Genomic DNA, 22,990 nt, shown 5'->3' with positions numbered 1-22,990 from the left:
ATGTCTATTACAACACAGTTTAAACACGTAAGTTATTTATGGGACGATGCTAAAGCAGCGGAGTTAGCAGGCGATGAAGTAGCATTGCTGATCTATCGTTCGAACCTGTTAGGTGCCGATCTGCGCCTTACCAACTACGGCGGGGGCAACACGTCATGTAAATTAATTGATAAAGATCCGCTTACAGGTAAAGACGTAGAGGTGATGTGGATAAAAGGATCAGGCGGAGACATTGGTACTCTTAAAAAAAGCGGACTTGCTGCTTTGTATGTAGACAGACTGCGCAGCCTTAAAAATGTTTACCGCGGCATTGAGCATGAAGACGAAATGGTTGAACTTTTTAACCACAGCATATTTGATCTGGCATCAAAGGCTCCTTCAATTGACACCCCTTTACATGGTTTTTTACCATTTAAACATATCGACCACCTTCATCCGGACGCAGCCATAGCAATTGCTGCTGCAAAGGATGGAGAAAAAATAACCCAGGAACTTTTTAACGGTGCAATTGGTTGGGTTAACTGGCAACGCCCCGGTTTTGACCTGGGCTTGCAGTTAAAGGAATGTTTAGATAATAATCCCGGTATACGAGGCATTATGTTAGGCTCTCACGGTTTATTTACCTGGGGCGATACCGCTTACGAAAGCTACATAAATACTTTGGAGGTAATTGAAAAATGCGCGGATTATCTGGAAGCAAATTATGGCAAAAAAGGGCCTGTATTTGGTGGCCAGAAAATGGAAAGCCTTGCAGCAGATGAACGGAAAAAACAAGCCGCTTCGCTTGCACCTGTACTACGTGGCTTTTGTTCATCAGAAAACAAAATGATAGGGCATTTCACCGATGATGTAAGGGTTTTAGAATTCATTAACTCTAACGATTTGGAAAGGCTTGCTCCTATGGGTACCAGCTGCCCCGACCACTTTTTACGCACCAAAATAAGCCCGCTTGTGTTGGAGCTTGCACCTGATGAGGACCTGTCTGATGTAAAAAGGCTGAAAGAAAGATTGACTCCTGCATTTGAGGCTTATCGCAAAATGTATGCTGATTATTACAACAATTGCAAACACGCTAACAGCCCTGCTATAAGAGATGCCAATCCGGTGGTGATATTATATCCGGGTGTAGGCATGTTCACATTTGCTAAAAACAAACAAACCGCACGTGTTGCAGCTGAGTTTTATACCAACGCCATCAACGTAATGAAAGGCGCCGAAGCCATATCAGAATACACTTCCTTACCGCGACAGGAAGCTTTTGATATTGAATATTGGTTACTGGAAGAGGCCAAGTTACAACGTATGCCTAAACCAAAATCGCTATCAGGTCGTGTTGCGTTGGTAACGGGCAGTGCTGGCGGTATCGGCAAAGCCATAGCTAAAAAGTTTGTAGACGAAGGCGCTGTTGTGGTTTTAAGCGACATGAACTCGGAAAGACTATCAGGAGCGGGCGAAGAATTTAATAGCCTTTATGGCAAAGATACCTATGCCTTAGCAGTAATGGATGTAACCAACAACCAGGAGATACAAAGCGCAATGGATACTGCCGCGCTTGAATTTGGCGGAGTAGATATTGTTGTAAATAATGCGGGCTTATCCATATCTAAAACCATTGCAGATACCACCGACAAAGACTGGGACTTATTATACGACGTATTAGTAAAAGGACAGTTTTTTGTGACACAGGCAGCAACCGCTGTTATGAAAAAGCAGGGTATTGGCGGAGATGTAATAAACATAGTAAGCAAAAACGCGCTGGTAAGCGGCCCTAACAATGCCGGGTATGGCAGTGCTAAAGCTGCACAGTTACACCTTAGCAGGTTAAATGCTGTTGAATTAGGCGCCGATAAAATAAGAGTAAATGTAGTAAACCCTGACGCGGTAATAAGCGACAGTAATATATGGGCAGGCGGATGGGCCGAAGGGCGCGCCAAGGCATACGGCATTACCGTTGATGAATTACCGGCTTATTACGCTAAAAGAACATTACTTAACGAACAAATATTACCTGATGATATTGCTAATGCTTGCTTTGCATTTGCAGGGGGCTTGCTTAATAAATCTACCGGGAATGTGCTTAATGTTGACGGGGGTGTAGCAACCGCCTTTGTACGATAAGCTATAGAACTGTTGATCCCGGTTAACCAATTACCGGGATCAATATCCAACCTAAAATAGAATTGAGATGCAGATAGAAAAACAAATAATTGATGAATACAATCATCAGTTAGCCGGCAAACATCAGCGGAACTTTGAACACCTGGCAGCTGATATTGCAGATATAGATAACGTTTTAAAAAAACTGATGGCTTTTAATGTAGCCATACCAAGCTGGGCTTTGGGCACAGGTGGCACCCGCTTTGGCAGATTCTCCGGTGGCGGAGAGCCACGTAGTCTTGAAGAAAAGATAGCGGATGTGGGTGTAATAAATGCCCTTAACCGTTCCAGCAACTCCATCTCCTTACATATCCCGTGGGATATTCCTGATAACGCGGCATCTATAAAAAGTCTAGCGTCGGAGTTGGGTCTGCATTTCGATGCGGTAAATTCCAATACCTTTCAGGATCAGCCCGATCAAAAACACAGCTACAAATTTGGCTCATTGCATCATGTAGATAAGGAAGTACGCAAGCAGGCCATTCAGCATAATATCGAGGTGATCAAATACGGAGTTCAGCTCAACTCCAAAGCCTTATCAGTATGGTTGGCTGATGGTTCAAATTTCCCCGGGCAATTAAATTTTAGGGGAGCCTTCCAAAATACATTAGAAAGCCTGGAGGAGATCTATAACGAACTTCCGGACGATTGGAAAATATGGATAGAATACAAACCGTTTGAGCCAAACTTTTACTCTACCACCATAGGTGATTGGGGGCAATCGTATCTATTATCAAGTAAATTGGGCAGTAAAGCTGCTACTTTGGTAGATCTGGGTCATCATTTACCCAATACTAATATCGAGCAAATTGTATCGTTATTATTGATGGAAGGCAAACTGGCGGGCTTTCATTTTAATGATTCAAAATACGGAGACGATGATCTTACCGTAGGCAGTATCAGCCCCTATCAGCTATTTTTAATATTTAATGAACTGGTAGAGGGCATGGATGCGCGAGGAATGACCCACGCAACTGATATAGGCTGGATGATAGATGCCTCGCATAATGTTAAAGACCCGATAGAAGACCTGCTGCAATCTGTACAGGCTATAAAAATAGCTTATGCGCAGGCCTTAATAATTGATAAACAAGCATTAGTTAATGCCCAGCAAAATAATGACGTAGCCATTGCTCAGGAAATATTGCAGCAAGCCTATCGTACAGATGTTCGTCCGCTTGTTGCTGAGGCGAGTAAGCGGTCGGGGGGTTCAATTGACCCTATAAGTTTGTTCAGAAAAATAAATGTAAGAGAACAATTAATAAAAGAACGCGGATTAAAAACGGTTGCCACCGGTTTATAGCCTATTGATTACAGAGATATGAGTAAGCCCGTAATAGTGGTGTTTGATGTGGGAAAAACCAACAAGAAATTATTCTTGTTTGATGAAGACTACAACATTGTTTTCGAAAAATCGGCGAGATTTATTGAAACAACGGATGAGGACGGTTTTCCTTGTGAAAATATTGAAAGCTTAAGGTTATCAGTATATGATTCATTAAGCGAAATATTCCGCATGAACGAATTTAAAGTGAAAGCGGTAAATTTTTCCACCTATGGGGCAAGTTTTGTTTATATAGGTGATGATGGTAAACCCCTTACGCCATTATATAACTACCTGAAGGAGTATCCGGAAGATATCAGCAATAAATTCTATACACAATATGGCGGAAAAGATCAGTTAACGCTTCAAACCGCTTCGCCTGCGTTAGGTAGTTTAAACTCCGGTTTACAGCTATACCGGTTAAAACATGAAAAACCAGAGCTGTTTAAACGGATAAAATACGCGCTGCATTTACCCCAGTATATGAGCTACCTATTCACCGGTAGGCCATGCTCTGATCTTACCAGTATAGGATGCCACACCGGGCTTTGGGATTTTGAAAAAAACAGGTATCATGAATGGACCCAACACGAAGGCATCGCCCTGAAGTTGGCGCCAATCTTACCTGCAAATGTGGCTATTCCTGCCTTATTTCCGGGTAATAATTACAAAGTTGGGGTTGGTTTGCATGATAGTTCTGCCGCGCTTATCCCCTATCTTTTCAATTTCCATGAGCCCTTTATCCTGATCTCAACCGGTACATGGTGTATCAGCCTTAATCCTTTTAACCAGTTACCGTTAACTGTTGATCAATTAAATAACGATTGTCTTTGTTATCTGCAATATCAGGGGAAACCGGTTAAGGCCTCGAGGTTATTTTCGGGCTACGAACATGAAAAACAAATAAAACGCATAGCTGCCAATTTTAATACTAATATCATTAAGTATCGTAATGTGCAGTTTGACCCCGGAATTGTCAGTTATCTGAAAGTCAGAGAAAAATCAGAAATAAACAGTTCGATTAATAATGTATTTGATAACAGAGAGCTAAGCGAATTCAGGAATGACATACATGCCTACCACCAGTTGGTAATGGATCTGGTTAACCAGCAAATCTACTCCACACAATTGGTTTTAAAGGGCACAAAAGTAAAACGCTTATTTGTTGACGGCGGATTCAGCAAAAACAGTGTTTATATGCATTTGCTGGCTATGGCGTTCCCTTCTATTGAGGTCTTTTCAGCATCAATGGCGCAGGCAACTGCAGTAGGAGCCGCATTAGCCATTCACAAGGAATGGAATAGAAGACCTATCCCTAATGATATTATACAGCTAAAATATTACTCCGCCAGTCAAACTATTAGCATATGAATATTGGCTTATTTATACCTTGTTACGTCGATCAGTTTTATCCGGGGGCAGCAATTGCCACTTTGCAACTGTTGGAAAAACTTGGTGTAAATGTAAAGTATCCTAAAAATCAAACTTGCTGCGGACAGCCTATGGCAAATTCAGGATACGAACACCTCAACGGAGACTGCAACGAACTATTCATTAAAAACTTTGAACAGTTTGATTATGTAGTGGCACCATCCGGCAGTTGTGTTTTACACGTTAAGGAACATTTGCATAGCAGCAAGCATCCGCAGGAAGCATCAGTTATCAGTAATAAGGTTTATGAGTTAAGCTCGTTCCTTACGGATGTTTTAAAAGTAGAATCGTTACCGGCAAAGTTTCCGCATAAGGTTGGCGTTCACCAAAGCTGCCACGGGCAACGTGGTCTGCACCTTTCACAAATGAGCGAACTGGTGGCCGATCCTTTCTCTAAACCGGGCACACTGCTAAATATGGTTGAGGGGATAGAAATTGTCCCGTTAAACCGCATTGATGAATGCTGTGGTTTTGGCGGCACATTTTGCGTTGCCGAAGAAGCGGTTTCGGCAAAAATGGGGCAAGATCGGGTAGCGGATCATTTAATACACGGAGCAGAATATATTACCGGGGTGGATATGTCATGCCTGATGCATATGGAGGGGATATTACACCGCCGCGGCAGTAAAGTAAAAGTACTCCATTTAGCTGAAATTTTAAATGCCGGATAAAGATGCAGAATGTCACAAAAAATCATGCTGAATTAGCAACTGAATTTAACAAAGATGAAGAACGTGTAGATTGGCACGACGAAACACTTTGGTGGGTGCGCCAAAAAAGAGATAAGGCCGCTCATCAACTACCGGAGTGGGAATACTTACGCGATACGGCTTCAAAAATAAAGGAGAATGTGCTGTCAAACCTGTCCGGCTATTTGCAGCAGTTTGAGGAAAATGCCGAGAAGAACGGGGTTATTGTTCATTGGGCGGCTGATGCTGCGGCACATAATAAAATAGTAGTTGACCTGTTAACAGCTAATGGCATCACAAAAATGGTTAAAAGCAAGTCGATGCTGACCGAAGAATGCCATTTGAACGAATACATGGAGAACAACGGGCTTGAGGTTATCGACTCTGACCTGGGGGAGCGCATTGTACAGTTAGCCAAAGAACCGCCCAGCCACATTGTTCTGCCCTGTATCCATAAAAAGAAAGAAGAAATAGGCGATCTTTTTCATGTTCACCTGGGCACACCTGAAGGTAATGCCGATCCGCAGTTATTAACGGAAGCCGCGCGACAGCATTTACGCGATACGTTCCTGACACGCAGGGCTGCCTTAACAGGTGTAAATTTTGCTGTTGCCGAAACCGGAGAATTCGTGATTTGTACCAACGAAGGTAATGCAGATATGGGCGCCCATTTGGCCGATATTCATATCGCGAGCATGGGAATTGAAAAGATAATCCCCGAGAGAAAACATTTGGGTGTGTTTTTGCGGTTGCTCACCCGCAGCGCTACAGGCCAGCCTATTACCACATATTCCAGTCATTTCCGCAGACCACGTTCCGGTAAAAAAATTCATTTGATCATTGTTGACAATGGCCGTAGTAAACAATTAGGTCGCGAGGATTTTCGTAATTCATTAAAATGCATCCGTTGCGGGGCATGTATGAATACCTGTCCGGTTTACCGCCGCAGTGGCGGTCACAGTTATCATAGCGCTATAGCAGGCCCTATAGGCTCCATACTTACTCCAAATCTGGACATGGAAAAGTATTCGGATCTTCCCTTTGCATCAACCCTGTGCGGATCATGTTCAAATGTTTGCCCTGTTAAAATCGATATTCACCAGCAGTTATATAAATGGCGACAGGTAATCGTAAAAAATGGCTACACTCCTAAATCTAAAACAGTCGCGATGAAAATGATGAGTTTCACACTTTCATCACCCTCTGCCTACCATGCGGGTGGTAAAGTTGGCAGATGGGTACTAAAATATGCCCCATTTGCTATAAATAATAAGTTAAACCCCTGGTATAAACAACGCGATATGCCACAGCCGCCAAACGCTTCATTTGGAGAATGGTATGCTAAAAACCGGAAAGAATAATGACGGAAAGAGATAAAATACTTGCCGCAATACGTGCAAACCAACCAGTTTTAAGCCCTTTACCGGAAATAAAATTTAACAAGGTTGACGATGATAGCATTACTGATAAATTCATAAAAACACTAACTACCATTGGTGGAAAAGTTGTATGCGCCAGCAAAAATGATGACATATTTACTTACATAAGCTCAGTGACTATTACCGATCAGCGCATACTTAACATGACCGACCTTGCGGATCTTAAAAGTCTGCAAAGTGATACAGCTTTGCCTCATTCCCTGCAAAACGTTGAACTGGCCGTAATTAAAGGGCATTTTGGTGTTGCTGAAAATGGCGCAATATGGGTAACGGAAGAACTTATAGGTGAAAGAGTACTTCCCTTTATTTCTCAAAACTTAGTTGTTGTGTTGAATGTAAATGATCTTGTAGATAATATGCATGAGGCATACGAGAAAATAGACCATGCAGGTTATAGTTTTGGAACATTTATAGCAGGCCCTTCAAAAACTGCCGACATAGAGCAATCATTGGTTGTTGGTGCCCACGGCGCAAGAAGCATGACGGTGTTTTTGATTGAATAATTAGCCAAAAAACCTTTATAATCAATCGGGGCTTTTAAGCAAAATTGCACCTGTAATCAATGTTTAAACCACGACTTTATCTTCTCAGTCATCGGCTTATCATCGTTGGATTTGTCACCATTACCAATTAAATAGCCATAAGGCTTCAAAGGTTCTATATGGTCAAACACAATCTTACACATACCTAAAAGTGGTATAGAAAGAACCATTCCGCCTATTCCCCAAACAGCTTCCCCCAATACAAGTACCATAATAGTAAAAAGCGGATTTACATTAACGTCTTTCCCCACTACAAGCGGCTGTAGAATATAGCTTTGTATAAACTGTACTAAACCATAGGTAACCAATACACTGAGCACCATCCCTCCACCACCACCTTGTGCTAATGCCATTAACACAGTTAGCGCGGTTCCGGTGATATTACCAACAAATGGAATGATCTCTAACGTGCCGCATAAAATGGCAAAAAATATGGCATTATTTACTCCTACAATAGAGAATCCTATGCTATACATTATCCAGAGGCAAAAAATCATTTTAGCAAGGCCTGAAACATAATTTTGCGCAACTTCTGTAGTTTGAGCTACAATTTCCATTGTATTGGCTTTATTTTCGGGCTTTACCAGTTTTAGCAAAAACTTCTTAAAATGACTCCGGGAACTAATAAAAAGAAAGATATAAATCAGCATCAGGATGCCCGTAGTAAGCGAACTTAATAAAGCTGCGGCAAAACCTGCCATATAACTTGCCGCATTGCTGGCGCCAGATGATCCGTTCTTTTTAAGCATCTGATCTTGCTGCTCTTTAGATACACCTAAACTATTATTAATATACTCCTGAACCTGAAGTAGATACTTATTGAATTGCTGTTCAATTTGATCAAAGTTCGCCTGCAAATTAGAAATCCTCCAGCTGATCAGGAATAGAAAAACGGCAATTGCTAATACTAAGGTAAGTATACATATCACCGCAGCAACCGTTCTGCCAACTCCTTTCTTTTCCATCCACCTGCTAAAAGGGAGAAAAAGCATAGCCATTATACCCGCAAGTGCAATAGGCACTAAAAAACCTGCCGAAAAATATAATCCGCTGAATACCAGAAATAAGAGTAATAATATTTGTACGGAGCGGGGTAATAGGCTGTCAATTTTATTCATTCTCTATTAAACTTCCACCTACTAAATTTGTTTTTAAATAACGTTCTAATAATACGCGCTTAAAACCACCTTTTACAAGGCAAAAAATGGCATAGGGAAACTTATGAATTATAGCCAGCTTAAAATTAATTTCTCACTTAACTTAAAAAGTTAAATAATGGGGTGCAATACTATTGAACTTCCCTGTCTGTTTTTTTCGGGGTACTGTAAATTAAATAGACAAGTGAAGGAACTATAAACAAGCTGCCTGCCAATAGTGCTATTCCTAACGAATTTATAGTTTTATCAGGTCCTTTAGTGCCGAATAAAGAAAGGTGGGCTCCATTCTTAAGTAAAATAATATTAGGGTAATGACTGTAGGTAACCGCTATAAGTAGCATCATGGTCATGAAACCTGCGTAAAAACGCATTCTTTTAATATTATTACGATAGATGGCAATCCATAATAATATCAGAGATAACAAGCCGGTAACTGTAGTGGCTACGCTTATAAAGTTTCCAAATAACCAATTAAAAAGAGGAATGTCTCCTTTGTATGAAAACCAAAAGATCATGATTATCCAAAAAGCCATAGCTCCATTCATCATCTTCGCTTTACGAATGTATCTCTTTTTATCTGTCAAGTCTTTTACATCACCTATAAGATATACAGCTGCCAAAAAACCACAAATAGCTACGGTAAAAAATCCAACCGAAAACGAGAACCAATTAAACCAGCCCAAAATATATGCCGAGGCAAATGTAGAAGCATCGGTATCTATTTGCCTGGAAACCGCACTCCCTGCTATCACTCCTAAAAATAATGGAGTTATAAAACTTGAATAAACATAAATTCGGTTATAAAGCTGTTGCATATTGTCCTTTACTGCATCATAATGCCTAAAGGTAAATGCAGTTCCCCTGGCTATAATCCCCATCAGCATAATAACTAATGGAATGTGCATATATACTGATACTGTTGTATAAATTCCGGGAAAACCAACAAAAAGTATTACAACGGCAATAATAAGCCACATATGGTTGGCTTCCCATATCGGTCCCATAGCATTATAAGTAGTTGTTCTTATTTTTGACCTGTTGTTTTCAGAAGTAAAAAGCTCCAAAATTCCGGCCCCAAAATCGGCGCCGCCCATTAATACATAAATGAGCATAGACACCCATAAAAACCCTATAACAATATACAACATCATATAAGTTAGTATTTAGTGTTAATATCGTAAATTTCAGGCACCATCCTTATTTGACGGTTAAGTAAAAAAACTACAGCAATAGCAAGTGAAACGTATACCGCGGTAAATAAATAAAAGGAATAAACAATGCCGGGCATAGGTGTAACTGCATCGGCAGTGCGCATTATTCCTTGTATTATCCAGGGTTGCCTGCCAACTTCTGTAACTGTCCACCCGGCTTCAACAGCAATGAAACCTAACGGGGTTGCAAAAACAAACAATTTAAGAAACCATCGTTGCTTAAACCATGCTCTTTTCCTCAACAGGGCTATAAAGGACAGCAAGCTTATTCCTAACATCAGCATCCCAAGTGCTACCATAATTTGAAAAGCATAATGAACAACAGAAACAGGCGGCTGATCATTTACCACTATAGCGTCAAGTCCTTTGACTTCTGAATTTGTGTCGCCATTTATCATAAGGCTTAACATACCCGGTAACTTTACCGCGTAATCAACTTTTTTATTCTTTTCATCAGGGATGCCTCCTATTATCAATGGGGCATTTCTTTCTGTATTAAAATGAGCTTCCATAGCTGCTAATTTGGCCGGTTGGGTTTTAGCAACAAACTTGGCAGAAATATCGCCACTTAACGGTTGTAAAACTGCGGCTATAATAGCAAACACAGCCGCTATTTTAAAAGCTATAGAATGAAATCCAATATTAGTTTTACGAAGTATCATTAATGCGTGTATCCCCGCTACTGCAAAGCCTGTTGCAGCGAATGCAGCGATGGTCATGTGTAAGGACTGTGAAAACCACGCCTTATTGAACATGGCTGCAATAGGATCAATATTGGTATATTTTCCGTTGGCATAATCAAACCCTGCTGGGCTGTTCATCCAACTGTTAGCTGCTACAACTAAAATTCCGGAAATTATACCGCTTAAGCCTACTATTACGCCGGTAAACCAATGAAACCACTTATTAAATCTGCCCCAACCGTAAAGGAAAAAACCCAATGCAATAGCTTCAATGAAGAAAGCGGTGCCTTCTAATGAAAATGGCATACCAAAAATGGGGCCGGCATGTTTCATAAATTCAGGCCAAAGCAGGCCCAACTCAAATGATAATACGGTACCGGATACTGCACCGGTAGCAAAAAAGATAGCAACCCCTTTGCTCCACGCTTTAGTCACATTTTTGTAATTCTCGTTACCTGTGCGCAGCCACATAAAATGAGATACTGCCATAAAAAATGGCATCACCATGCCTATACAGGAAAATATGATGTGAAACCCCAATGAAAGGGCCATTTGAGACCGGGCAGCTAAAAAATTATCCATGGATTCATATTAAATGCAAATACCATAAAATTCGATGAGAAAATGCTGTTAACCACAGCAAAAGTGGTTTACATACATCCCTTACAAAAGTAACATGTTTTAATCCTGTAGCTTTACATATCGTATTTTATAATTATTATAAATTAAAAACATACTTTATAATAAGTATATTATTTTATATGACAACTGTTATTTTTTAACTACTGCACGTTAGTCAGCTATTAATAGAAATAAATTTTGCGACAGTTTTGCTAAAGCCTTTAACAAAAACAATAAATAACTTAACGTTATTATGAAGCATAAAAAAAGGGAAAATCAGATTAGTCTGATTTTCCCTTTCATATTAAATATCAATAAAAGCAGAATTAATTAAGTTACTGCTTTTATAAATAATTAGTGCTTAGCCCACCATAATGGTGTTAAAACTGCATCGGGGCCTCCTAAAGCTGATACAGCTACATTATAACCTGCTGTATTATTATTTCTTAAGTTTGACGGATATTTCACACGCTGTACCTGAAATTGGATACTGCTTGTCATGTAATTACCGCTGTTTAATGCGGGCAAATCAGGCATGATATCTTCAACAGCAGGATTTTCAAAGAACGGCAGACCCAGTCTTCTGTGATCGTTCCATACCTCTAACGGCAACCAAGGCAATTGAGCCAGGTATTTCTGGGTGATGATCTTGGTAAGATGGTCGTTTCTAACCGTTCCTGATTTATACAGGTCATTTTTAGGATATGCAACAGCAACTGTACCAGATGCTCCACTTATACCATCTTCATACTCCATGGTATGCGTAGCCGCTGGTTCGGTTGTATTATCCCAACTAACTGATGTACCATCACGGTTATAATCTGTAGATGCCAGATAAGTGCTTAAATTAGCTGAAGTACCAAAATATTCAAAGCTTTTAGCTATTCCTGTTTCATATGCGGTTTTAGCTGATACCGGTGTAGACCATCCTCGCTCTGCCGCTTCTGCCAAAAGGAAGTAAGTTTCCCAAGGACCAAAGAAAACACGTTCATTTGTACCGCCTCTGTACAAAAGGTTTAATAATGGTTTGCAACCGTTTGTTGTAATAAGCTGATTTCTGGATGATTTTGCCCCCCAGTTACCATCCACCTTAGCATTCCAGGTGTATTTAGCATCAATGGTTTTAACCGTTGCGCCCGACGCATCTTTTAAAGGACCAGTAAAAGTGGTAAAGGAATTGCTTATACCAGGATAATTTTCATCGGTAATATTACCAGGAATACTATAAATTTTATAAGCACGAGGATCAATGGTGTTTGGCAAACCGTTAAACCAATAGCCTGCCATAGGATCATTAGTTTTGGTAGCAAACTGATCAGGGAAACTTTGCCCCATCCAGTTAGCCGGTTTTATTGACGATTGAAAAGCAGCGCCTAACTGATCGGCAGATTTAACACCACCCAAACCTACGGCAAGGTTATTATAAGTTGCCGATATAGGTAAGCCCATCCATGATGATTCGCGTCTGAACACACTGGCTAACGGATCCCATCCTTTAGACTCTTTTACAGCAAACATATCGGCTGCGTCGGTAATGTAATCCTGATTAGCAGCGGCATCGGTAAATTCGGCCTGTGCTTTGGCAGCGTCAACTTCAGAAAGTCTCATCGCTAAACGCATACGCAATGAATTCGCATACTTACGCCATTTAGTATAATCGTACCCGTAAGCCGGATCTTCCTTTTTTACCTGGTCCGGATTAGTAACGGATACATCCAGTTGAGATGCTGCATCCTTTAACTCATCAAACAAATAGTAATATACTGTTTTTACATCTTTAAATTCTGGGTTTTTTCCCTGGAAAGCATCAATTGGCATCGGGCCGAAAGTATCGGCAAACTCGCTCATTAAATACGCTCTCCATATACGCGCCACCTGTATAAGGTTGTTGGTATAGGGCTTAGAGGTACCTTTCGCAATTTGGTCTGTACCTATCTGTATTGCGGTATTAGCATTATTTTGCCATTGTGATGATTGCCTGTAATATTCAGATGCCCAATCATCAACAAATGAGCCTTGTGAAAAAGTTTCACCATCTTCATCCTGTAAGCTATGTCCACCCGGAACCCAATACAGTATAAACATACGCTCTGATAAGCCCGGATCCTGCTGTGCGCCTATAATGGAATTATTTATAAAATATTCCGTTTGAACCTGATCGCCATTTGCTGCAAACGGGTTATTGTTAACTTCGTCAAACTTCTTGCATGATGCGAGCATTATAGTTGTTGCTGTAAGCACCACACATGATTTTTTTAATATCGATTTCATATCTAATGAATTTTCTTTTTAAAGTTCTTATTAAAAACCTATAGTTAGGTTAAGTAAAAATGTACGTGTTGTTGGGGCACTACCACTTTCAAAACCGGTTGCATTACTGCCGGTTGCGTAAACAGATTCAGGATCCATACCGTTCATATGGCTTGTTATTAACCAAAGGTTATTAACAGATACTCCAACTCGAGCTCTCTGAATACCAGTACCAGACAGGAAATTCTTTGACAGATCGTAGCTTAACTGTACATTTCTAACTCTGATGTTTGAAGCATCATAAATATTAGCTTCGGTTATTCCCAGGTTTCCATGTCCTGCAACTGCACTCCAGTAATTTTGCGGCGAAACAGCTGTAGTGTTTTTTTCATATTGGTTTGTAGTAGTATTAAGTACCACGCCATCCACAACAAAATCTTCCCTGTCGCCATTTACAACAGTTTTACTTGATGTACCAACTGCTTCCATTTTTTGTAAAGTGGCAGAGAATATTTTACCACCGAAGCGTCCGTCAACAAGGAACGAGAAGTTAAACCCTTTATATCCGAATGAGTTAGTGATACCTAACAAACTTGATGCCTGTTGATTTCCTAAATTGCTTTTTTGCGAATCATCTGTTTGCGGTAAACCGGCAGAAGTTAGTATCAACTGGCCATTATATTGGCTGCCTGGATCATCAACCCTTTTAAAGGTAGTTCCGTAAATTGTACCATAAAGCTGGCCAGCCTCGGCCACAACAGCAATGTTATCAAAACCGCCCAAGGGATATTGGGTAACATCAGGAGAGATAGATTTAACAAGGTTACGGTTCATGGAGAAATTTACTGTGGTATTCCAGTTAAAGTTACTGCCCCTTACAATTTTACCATCAACCATTAACTCCAGCCCTTTATTTTGAATATCACCAGCATTAATTTTACGTGAAGTATAACCACTTAGCGGATCCATAGGTAAGTTTATCAGCTGGCGGGTAGCATTTGATTTGTACAAGGCAAAGTCAAATCCTAAACGGCTATCAAAAAATCGCATCTCTAAACCCGCTTCGTATGATTTGATCAACTCACTTTGTACATTCTCATCATATAAAACGTCGCCTCTACCAGCAGTAGTATTTCCATTAGGGTCTTTGCTTATATTATAAGTGTTGTAGAGTTGATAAGGCTCCATATCATTACCCACAGATGCATATGAGCCGCGGATCTTTCCGTAAGTTATCCATGATGGCAGGCTGCCGCTCTTATTAAGCAGTTCGCTGAACACGAACGATGTACTTACTGAAGGATAGAAATAAGAACGGTTGGCTTTACTTAAGGCCGAGCTCCAATCGTTACGGAAGGTTCCGTCAAGGAAGAAGAATTGATCGTAGTTGATCCCGGCCGAACCGTATACAGAATATATATTATGTCTGAATAAACCCTGGTCAAGACTTGGGTTACCTACCGCATTATTAACCGAGAACAAATTTGGCACATTTAAAGTACCGGCAGTTGTGCTCAGGAATGAACGTTGCTGATTCATGAGGTTACCACCTAATGTAAAGTTACCGCCCCATTTACCCAGCAGGTTATCTTTTTTAGCTGTTAATAAACCGCTATAATTTGTTTCGGTAAATGATGAGCGTCTTACCCCGTATGAACCGCCCGGATTACCCGGCGCACCGGCATATTGCATACTTTCGGTATTGGTGTTATACATATCAGCACCACCACGACCTTCAAGGCTTAACCAACTATTAAATTGATATTTAACCGATGCATTTAGTAAAAACCGGTTACGTGTATCCTGGTTCAGGTTATATTTAGCCGCCCAGTACGGATTCAACTCCGAACCATCATGCCACCAGCGCATGTTTCCGTTCTCATCTACCGGATTTCTGTAATCAGTTACATCAATTGAATTAGGCAGCGTTTGCAGATAATAAAAATAGTTATTAGGATTATAACCAGCCTGCGGGCGGTTACGTGCAGTAGAGTTAATGTATTGAACTTTGGTATCCACAGTCCATTTATCATCCGTGCCAAATTTGCTTACAGTACGTGCTGTTAAGTTATTACGGATAAGTTTAGCACCCGGAATATAGCTTTTATCGTCAAGGCGGTTGTAAGAGGTATAAACCGAGGTTGATTTATATTGCTGTTGTAAAGATATACCCTGATTAGAACTGAATCCGGTTTGAAAATAGTTACTTATATTATCGTTAAAGTTTTGTTGGAAGGTTGATCCGTCGAGTCGGGTTTGTGTTTGCCCTTCATTTCTTTCGCCCCAGGTAAGGGTGGAATTATTAACGTATCCGCCGCTTTCACCCTGGCCGAATTCGGTTTGCATTTTAGGTCTGGCAAAAATGTTCTCTACCCCGAAAGAAGATGTTAACGTTATACCCAGTCCTTTTTGCGCTTTACCTGTTTTAGTGGTAATCAAGATTGCACCATTACCAGCCCGCGAACCATACAGCGCTGCCGCTGAAGGTCCTTTTAACACACTGATACTTTCAATGTCTTCAGCATTTATATCGGCCAAACCGTTACCCATATCTCTGCTTGGATTATAATAATCATTATTTCTTTGGCCGTTACCGTTTATCTCATTACCTATAAAGTTATCCATCGGCACACCGTCAACCACTATTAAAGGTTGATTATCGCCGGTTAAGGAATTATTACCCCTTAAAGTTATGCGCGATGAGGCTCCCGGCCCGTTACTTGAACGCGTAATTTGCAAACCTGCAACCTTACCAGAAAGGGAATTTACTAAGTTTGGCTCTTTAGTATTGGCAAGTGTTTCACCTTTCACCTCCTGCACTGCATAGCCGAGTGATTTTTTCTCGCGTTTAATTCCCAACGCGGTTACTACTACCTCGTTAAGAGCATTTTCGTTGGCCTCTAAAACAACATTTATATTTGTTTGTGAGCCAACTTCTACCTCTTTGGGTTTAAAGCCGATAAAAGAAAAAGTTAAAACAGCACCTGGTTTAACAGATATACTGAATTTCCCGTTTACATCTGTGGGAGCGCCATTACTTGTGCCCTTTTCGGCTACAGTTACCCCGGGAATAGCCACTCCGGATTTGTCAGTTACCGTACCGGTAACTGTTTGTTGTGCGTATGCAGCCATTGTTATTATGCTAAATAATAACATGGCTAAACACCTTAAGTACGTTTGTTTCATTTGTCAGAATTTAATGGTTTAGAAATATATGGTGGTTTATTTTTGAATATTTTTAATGTTATCAGTTAAAAGTGCAATTTTCTATTACCAGCGTTGCGGCTCCTAATAATTCAGAATCTTTAGCTAAGGCTGATACAAGAATTTCAGTTTGCTCAGCAAGCCATGGAATACAGAATTCATTGATAGCCTGTTGTATAGGTGCCATTAATATTTTACCGGCAACCGCACCCCGTCCGCTTAATACTATATGGCTCGGATTCATGATGTGAATTAATGTAGACATGCCTTTGCCAATTAAAAAGGCCGCATCAGACAAAATTGATACAGCTAAAGGGTCACCGGATCTGGCCGCCTGCAAAAAATGCTCTCCTGAAAGGTCTCCGTGCTGCTTATAATATTGTTCCATGCTCGAACTTGCACCAGCATCCATTTCGGCGCGGGCACGTTCAAGCATAACCAGTAATGATGTGTCAACCTCAAGACAACCCCGTTTTCCGCACGAGCATAGTTTATTGCTTTGCGATAATGGTATATGGCTAAATTCACCAGCGTATCCGCTATGTCCTCTAAATAAACTGCCGTTAACTATCATACCCAAACCTGTGCCCCATCCAATATTTACTACCAGTACATCTTTCAGATTTTTACCTGAACCAAATTTTAACTCAGCAAGAGCAATCAGGCTCGAATCATTATCAATAAATGCCGGCATTCCAATTTCCCTGGTAAGATAGCTGGCAAGTGGTTCATCACCTGTGCTTTTAAAGAACGAATAATTTATTCCCTTTTCTGTATTCACGAAACCCGGCATCCCAATACCTACTCCAAGAATTTGATTAAAAGGAATACCCGACCGTTTTATATAATCTTTAATAAAAGAAGTAAATGTTTTTATGACCTGAATAGAGTTCGATAACGTTATTGACACCTTTTCAGGTGCAGTTTTAACCTCATTTAGTAAGTCATAAATAACAATTTGTGTAACTAACTGGTCAACTGCTACGGCAACTATATATTGCTGTTTTAAATTATTTAATAAAAAAGTAGCACCTCGCCTGCCTCCGGTAGATGAGGCAAGTTCATGTTCTACAACATAACCTTCTTTAATTAACGCGTTAACCGTGGTGGTAACTAAGGGGACACTCCTGTGAGTTAACTTACTTAGCTGTGAAAGCGATAGTCTGTTGTTAAAATAAAGGTGTTTAATAATATCTGTTTTTAACAGACCATGTTTTTTTACTACGGTCATACAAATTCAAATGTAAAATATTTTTCAATACTTTTATAAAGTTTATAATTTTTTTAAAAAGTTTATAATTTACAGTAATTTATTAATCACACTGCTTCAAATAATGTGAGGCATATAATAAAAAGTAATTGGATAGCTTTGCATTACATCTACTAATAAGAATCATGAAATTGTATTTATTATTCATATTCGTCAGTCTGTTTCCTTTATCAATATATGCATCGCCTACTCCTGCTGATAGCCTGCTTGCTGTTCTCAGATCAGAAATTGGTAGAAAAAATATATATGACAAACAAAAAGAGGAACATATTTCACAACTCAGACAAAAGCTTTACGCCAGTCAATCAACAGGACCGGAAGAACGCTATAAAGCTACATTGGGCCTATTCGAAGCATTTAAAGATTATCGCTTCGACTCGACATTTTATTATGTGAGGCATTTGGTACAATTAAGTATCCAAATGAATAACCCAAGAAGAATCGCGGAAAATCGTTTAAGATTAGGCACCACGCTTATTACAGCCGGTATGTTTAAAGAGACATTTGATTGCTTACAGGGAATTAACGAGCGGATATTAGACAAGTCACTAAAAAAATCATATTACATACTTTATTCATGGGCATGGTCTGATTTATCGAAATACAATGCCGATCGTATATATGCTCCTGAAGATATGGAAAAAAAGTTTCAATATCTTGATTCTGCGATTGCCTTAACTACAAACGGATCATTTGAACAACTAATATTACAAGCCCAGCAAAATCCCGCTTCGGGAGATGATCCTGCCCATTATTATGAAGAGTTGTTGAATCGTAAACTTTCGGAACATGAGAAAGCGATGGTAGTTACAGGCCTGAGCCGTTATCGGAATGGTGCTGAAAAAGTAAGGTTGTTAGCTATAGCTGCAATAAATGATATAAGGACGTCAACCTACAGAGCTCAGGCAATGTTAGATCTGGGAAACACCCTATATCAGCAGAATAAAATTAATGATGCATATTTTTTTCTGCAACAGGCAATGGACCAAGCTAATAAATTTGGCAGCAGGATGCAAAGGTACCAGGTTGCCCGCGCACTACCTATAGTAGCTGCAAAAAGAGACCTGATGGCAAAGCGCGAAAGGCAACGATTATTGTTCACACTTGCTTTAGTTATAGTGATTATGGTAATTGTAGGGTTAACTGGCTTTATTATTTTCGTGCAACTTAAAAAAGTACGGACAGGGGAGCGGATAATTCGGGAAAACAATCGTCTTTTAGCCGAAAAAAACAAACAATTATGGGAAGAGGGTCGAATAAAAGAGGAGTATATCGGCTTTTTCTTTGGCGAACTTTCACGCCATATTTTGCAACTTGACAAACTAAAGAACAATGTTCAGCGTAAGGTTAAATCAGGCAGTACTGATGTAGCACTGCGCCAGCTGGAAAAGATTGACATCCATGAAGAACGCCAACAATTATTATACACATTCGATAGAATATTTCTAAAACTCTTTCCTGATTTTGTTGAAGCTATTAATAGCATGTTGCCCGAAAAGGATCAACTTAAACCCAAAGTAGCCGGTACGCTTACCACACAACTCCGCATATTTGCATTAATGCGTTTGGGAATTAACGACAATGAGATGATTGCCTCAATACTTGAATTTACCGTTAGCACAGTTTATACTTATCGTTTTCGTTTAAAATCTAAAGCTCTTGTCCCGGCCGAAGATTTTGAACAGCGCATTTTGGGCATTCAAATAGCAGATTAAATGCCATATATGCTGGATTTTTACCTTTCATGGCATTATTAAATAACTGTAAAACAAACATTTACTAATTCCACAACTTAGATTTTCCTGTACAGCCCTTCAATTACCTTGTATAATTAGCTAAACCAAGCTTATTTGCAAAATAAACCAATACCTCCGGGAACCGTCCGGAGGATGTTCAACATCTTAATCTATTTAAATAATGAGGAAGGCTACCTGTGGAAAAGCACCGCCTTAATGCGCGTAGTGTGTACTACGGCAAATTTGCCGGCAAGTTATTTATTAACCAATTAAACCATTTTTATGAATAAATTTTTATTACTACGAATGAGTGCCTTGGTACTCTTCATGATGTTTGGTTACACCGTAATGGCTCAAAACAGAACTATAACCGGTAAAGTTACCGATGCGGGTAACGGATCATCAATGCCAGGTGTAAGCATAGTTGTAACAGGCATGTCTGTTGGTACTACAACTGATGTAAATGGTAAATACAGCATTAGTGTACCATCAACTGCAAAAAGCCTGACGTTTTCATTTATAGGCTATGCACCTAAAGAAGTTACGCTTACCGAAAGCCCGGTGTTAGATGTTAATCTTGAACAATCTAACAACGCATTAAAGGAGGTAGAAATAGTAAGCGTAGGATATGGCACGCTGGACAAGCGTGAGGTATCAAGCGCAATTACGCACGTGTCATCAAAAGACCTCCTGCAAGTTGCCGCTAATAACCCATTAATGTCTTTACAAGGTAAAGTTGCCGGTTTAAGTATTACTAATACGGCAAGTGGTGATCCAAACTCTTCACCTTCCATACAGTTACGCGGAGCATCTTCACGTAACGCGGGGCTTGGACCGTTATACGTGGTGAACGGAGTTCCCGGAGGCAATATTGATAACATCAATCAGAATGATATTGAAAGTATTGATGTTTTAAAAGGTGGTGCAGCATCTGCCATATACGGAACACGGGGTAGTAACGGAGTTATTATTATTACCACCAAAAAAGGCACCAGCGAATCGCGTATGTTTTATGACGGGTATGCAGCCTTTGATTATCTTACAAATGCCCTGCAAAATCTTTCACCGGAGAGCTTTATTAAAAACCGTGTACAGAACGATCAGGGACAAGATTATGGCGCAAGAACAGATTGGTTAAAAGCGGTAACCAATTCTCCTGCCTTCAGCCAAAAACACACTTTGCAATTATCCGGTGGTTCGGCCAAGACAAATTATTTTGCGTCAGCCGATTATCGTAATGCAGATGGCATAGATCTGCGTGCCCACAAAAAAGAATATGGCGCCCGAATAAATATCAGCCATACTACTGACAATAATTTATTTGTAGGCACACTGAACATTGCCCCCCGATACCTGTATACAAGTAATTCTGATCAAGGTAACTTTAACAATGCTTTGACATTAAATCCCACCTACCCTATTTACAACGATCAAGGCGGATACAATTACATTAATACCGGTTTCTTCTCAAATAACCCGGTCGAAAATGCCAATCTTATCAAATCAGATGCAGACATCAAGGAAATGGACATCAGTGCGTCATTAAAGGCAAACATTCTGGATAACCTCAGCTCTACGGTAATCATATCAGAAATAAGTCGTTCTGCACGTAACATGAACTTTAGCCCTTCTACTTTATCATCTGTACAACACGCTAATAAAACTACGCAAACTAACTTTGCATCGCAGGAGCAACAGGAAAACGACCAGAAAAATTTAGAATGGACCGGCAATTATAACCTTAACATCAAACGAAATCATTTCAAACTGTTAGGCGGTTACTCCTACTCCTTATATAATTATAAAGAGTTTTATGCCCAAAATTACGATTTCCCGTTTGACGCCTATTTATGGAACAATCTGGGTTCGGGATTGTACAATGGTGGTGGCGCCGGACAAGGACAATCAGCGGTTGGATCCACACAAAACAGTTCAACACTGATCGCATTTTTTGGCAGATTGAATTACGATTTTGACAGTCGGTATATTCTTACTGCAAGCCTGCGGCACGAGGGTTCATCAAAATTCGGAGCTAATAACAAGTGGGGAGATTTCCCTGCAGTATCAGGTGCATGGCGCATCTCCGAAGAGAACTTTTTTAAAGACAATGTTTCATGGGTAGATGATCTTAAATTAAGGGCGGATTATGGTATTACCGGGAATCAGGATTTTGGCAACTATCTGTCGCTATTGTTATACGGCGGTGCAGGATACTTTCCGTTTAACGGAGTTCAGTATCAGGTGTACGGACCTTCATCAAATGTTAACCCCGATCTAAGCTGGGAACGCGCAATTAATTTTAACGCGGGTATTGATTTCACTTTATTTCACGATAGATTATCCGGATCAATAGATTATTATATCCGCACGAATAAAGATCTGTTAGGGAATTATAATGTTCCTTTGCCGCCTAATACACAATCACAAACATTTACCAATGTGGGTACCATGAAAAACAACGGAATTGAGGTTGCTTTAAGTGGTGATATTATAAGGCAAGGAGATTTCAGGTACAATGCCAATGTAACTTTCTCATACAACCGCAACAAATTCATATCATTCTCCAATGATATTTATAAAGGCGCAATATATCAAGACGTTGCCGGATTACCAGCACCCGGCTCTCCGGGATCCATTCAGCGCATTCAGGAAGGTCATAGCATTGGTGAATTTTATACACTTCGGTCTGCCGGGGTAGACGATACAGGCGCATTGCTGGTTTATAAAAAGGACGGCACAATAGTCCCTGCAAATCAGGCCTCAAATGATGACAAACAATTTGTAGGAAATGGTTTGCCAAAATACAATGTATCAATGGGTAATAACTTTCATTACAAACGTTTTGATCTGAATATATTTTTACGCGGAGCATTTGGCTATAAGATATTCAATACTTCGGCTTTTTATATAGGCACACCTTCCAGCCAGTCTGATGCTAACGTACTGCAATCAGCTTACGATAGCAGCAGTAAATATTCCAAGCTTACAAATAATTCTACTACATCCATTGCGTCGGACTACTTCCTGGAATCAGGCTCTTTTGTTAAAATAGATAATGTATCATTAGGTTATACACAACCTTTAAATAATAAGTATCTGAAATCGGTACGCTTTTACGCTACAGGTAGAAACCTGCATACATTCACAAAATATACAGGCGGTGACCCGGATCTTATACAAGTAAACGGGCTTACACCGGGTGTAAACACTTCTCTTAATTATTATCCGTCAACACTGCAACTGATTTTAGGCTTGCAGGCAACTTTTTAACACTCT

The 22,990-nt window shown here is 40.1% G+C and carries 14 protein-coding genes; 8 read left to right on the top strand and 6 right to left on the bottom strand.

Going from position 1 to position 22,990, the window contains the following annotated elements; all coding sequences use genetic code 11:
- From I5M19_RS05375 to I5M19_RS05350, 6 genes are all read left to right on the top strand, one after another.
- Positions 1 to 2,118 carry a bifunctional aldolase/short-chain dehydrogenase gene (locus tag I5M19_RS05375; RefSeq protein ID WP_200064985.1) on the top strand — a complete coding sequence of 706 codons (2,118 nt, stop codon included), beginning with the start codon at positions 1 to 3 and terminating at the stop codon, positions 2,116 to 2,118.
- 67 nt (positions 2,119 to 2,185) lie between these two features.
- Positions 2,186 to 3,460, top strand: coding sequence for a TIM barrel protein (locus tag I5M19_RS05370; RefSeq protein WP_200064982.1), 1,275 nt, complete (start codon positions 2,186 to 2,188; stop codon positions 3,458 to 3,460).
- Positions 3,461 to 3,478: 18 nt separating this feature from the next.
- Positions 3,479 to 4,852, top strand: a complete 1,374-nt coding sequence (locus tag I5M19_RS05365; protein WP_200064979.1) for an FGGY-family carbohydrate kinase — start codon at positions 3,479 to 3,481, stop codon at positions 4,850 to 4,852.
- Positions 4,849 to 5,583 carry a (Fe-S)-binding protein gene (locus I5M19_RS05360; protein WP_200064976.1) on the top strand — a complete coding sequence of 245 codons (735 nt, stop codon included), beginning with the start codon at positions 4,849 to 4,851 and terminating at the stop codon, positions 5,581 to 5,583. Before I5M19_RS05365 ends, I5M19_RS05360 begins: the two co-directional genes overlap by 4 nt.
- A gap of 2 nt (positions 5,584 to 5,585) precedes the next feature.
- Positions 5,586 to 6,962 (top strand): lactate utilization protein B, encoded by a 1,377-nt coding sequence (locus I5M19_RS05355; protein WP_200064973.1) that lies wholly within the window; start codon positions 5,586 to 5,588, stop codon positions 6,960 to 6,962.
- Complete coding sequence (locus I5M19_RS05350; protein WP_200064971.1) at positions 6,962 to 7,543, top strand: LutC/YkgG family protein; 582 nt, start codon at positions 6,962 to 6,964, stop codon at positions 7,541 to 7,543. The genes I5M19_RS05355 and I5M19_RS05350 overlap by 1 nt, the downstream gene beginning before the upstream one ends.
- Before the next feature lie 56 nt (positions 7,544 to 7,599).
- Here the strand turns inward: I5M19_RS05350 and I5M19_RS05345 are convergent, their stop codons facing one another.
- The 6 genes from I5M19_RS05345 to I5M19_RS05320 all read right to left on the bottom strand — a co-directional run bounded on the left by I5M19_RS05345 (position 7,600) and on the right by I5M19_RS05320 (position 17,939).
- On the bottom strand, positions 7,600 to 8,700 hold the full coding sequence (locus tag I5M19_RS05345) for an AI-2E family transporter (RefSeq protein ID WP_200064968.1): 1,101 nt from the start codon (positions 8,698 to 8,700) through the stop codon (positions 7,600 to 7,602).
- Between the two features lie 170 nt (positions 8,701 to 8,870).
- Positions 8,871 to 9,890: a cytochrome d ubiquinol oxidase subunit II gene (locus I5M19_RS05340; protein ID WP_317193213.1), complete on the bottom strand. Its 1,020-nt coding sequence runs from the start codon at positions 9,888 to 9,890 to the stop codon at positions 8,871 to 8,873.
- Positions 9,891 to 9,895: 5 nt separating this feature from the next.
- The gene (locus tag I5M19_RS05335) at positions 9,896 to 11,215 is read right to left on the bottom strand and encodes a cytochrome ubiquinol oxidase subunit I (protein WP_200064963.1); all 1,320 of its coding nucleotides are present in this window, start codon (positions 11,213 to 11,215) and stop codon (positions 9,896 to 9,898) included.
- Positions 11,216 to 11,608: 393 nt separating this feature from the next.
- Positions 11,609 to 13,525 carry a SusD/RagB family nutrient-binding outer membrane lipoprotein gene (locus I5M19_RS05330; RefSeq protein ID WP_200064960.1) on the bottom strand — a complete coding sequence of 639 codons (1,917 nt, stop codon included), beginning with the start codon at positions 13,523 to 13,525 and terminating at the stop codon, positions 11,609 to 11,611.
- 30 nt (positions 13,526 to 13,555) lie between these two features.
- Positions 13,556 to 16,636, bottom strand: a complete 3,081-nt coding sequence (locus I5M19_RS05325; protein WP_235985766.1) for a SusC/RagA family TonB-linked outer membrane protein — start codon at positions 16,634 to 16,636, stop codon at positions 13,556 to 13,558.
- A 115-nt stretch (positions 16,637 to 16,751) separates the two neighbouring features.
- Positions 16,752 to 17,939, bottom strand: a complete 1,188-nt coding sequence (locus I5M19_RS05320; RefSeq protein WP_200064955.1) for an ROK family transcriptional regulator — start codon at positions 17,937 to 17,939, stop codon at positions 16,752 to 16,754.
- Between the two features lie 164 nt (positions 17,940 to 18,103).
- Here I5M19_RS05320 and I5M19_RS05315 point away from each other — a divergent pair, with 164 nt between their 5' ends.
- Both I5M19_RS05315 and I5M19_RS05310 read left to right on the top strand, forming a co-directional pair.
- The gene (locus tag I5M19_RS05315) at positions 18,104 to 19,693 is read left to right on the top strand and encodes a DUF6377 domain-containing protein (protein ID WP_200064953.1); all 1,590 of its coding nucleotides are present in this window, start codon (positions 18,104 to 18,106) and stop codon (positions 19,691 to 19,693) included.
- Between the two features lie 303 nt (positions 19,694 to 19,996).
- Positions 19,997 to 22,984: a SusC/RagA family TonB-linked outer membrane protein gene (locus I5M19_RS05310; protein ID WP_235985765.1), complete on the top strand. Its 2,988-nt coding sequence runs from the start codon at positions 19,997 to 19,999 to the stop codon at positions 22,982 to 22,984.
- Positions 22,985 to 22,990 lie beyond the last annotated feature (6 nt).

Source organism: Mucilaginibacter segetis (assembly GCF_016522075.1).
In the GTDB taxonomy this organism is placed as follows: Bacteria; Bacteroidota; Bacteroidia; order Sphingobacteriales; family Sphingobacteriaceae; genus Mucilaginibacter; species Mucilaginibacter segetis.
Note: the sequence above shows the minus strand (reverse complement) of the source record. Positions and strands in the feature narration are given on the sequence as shown.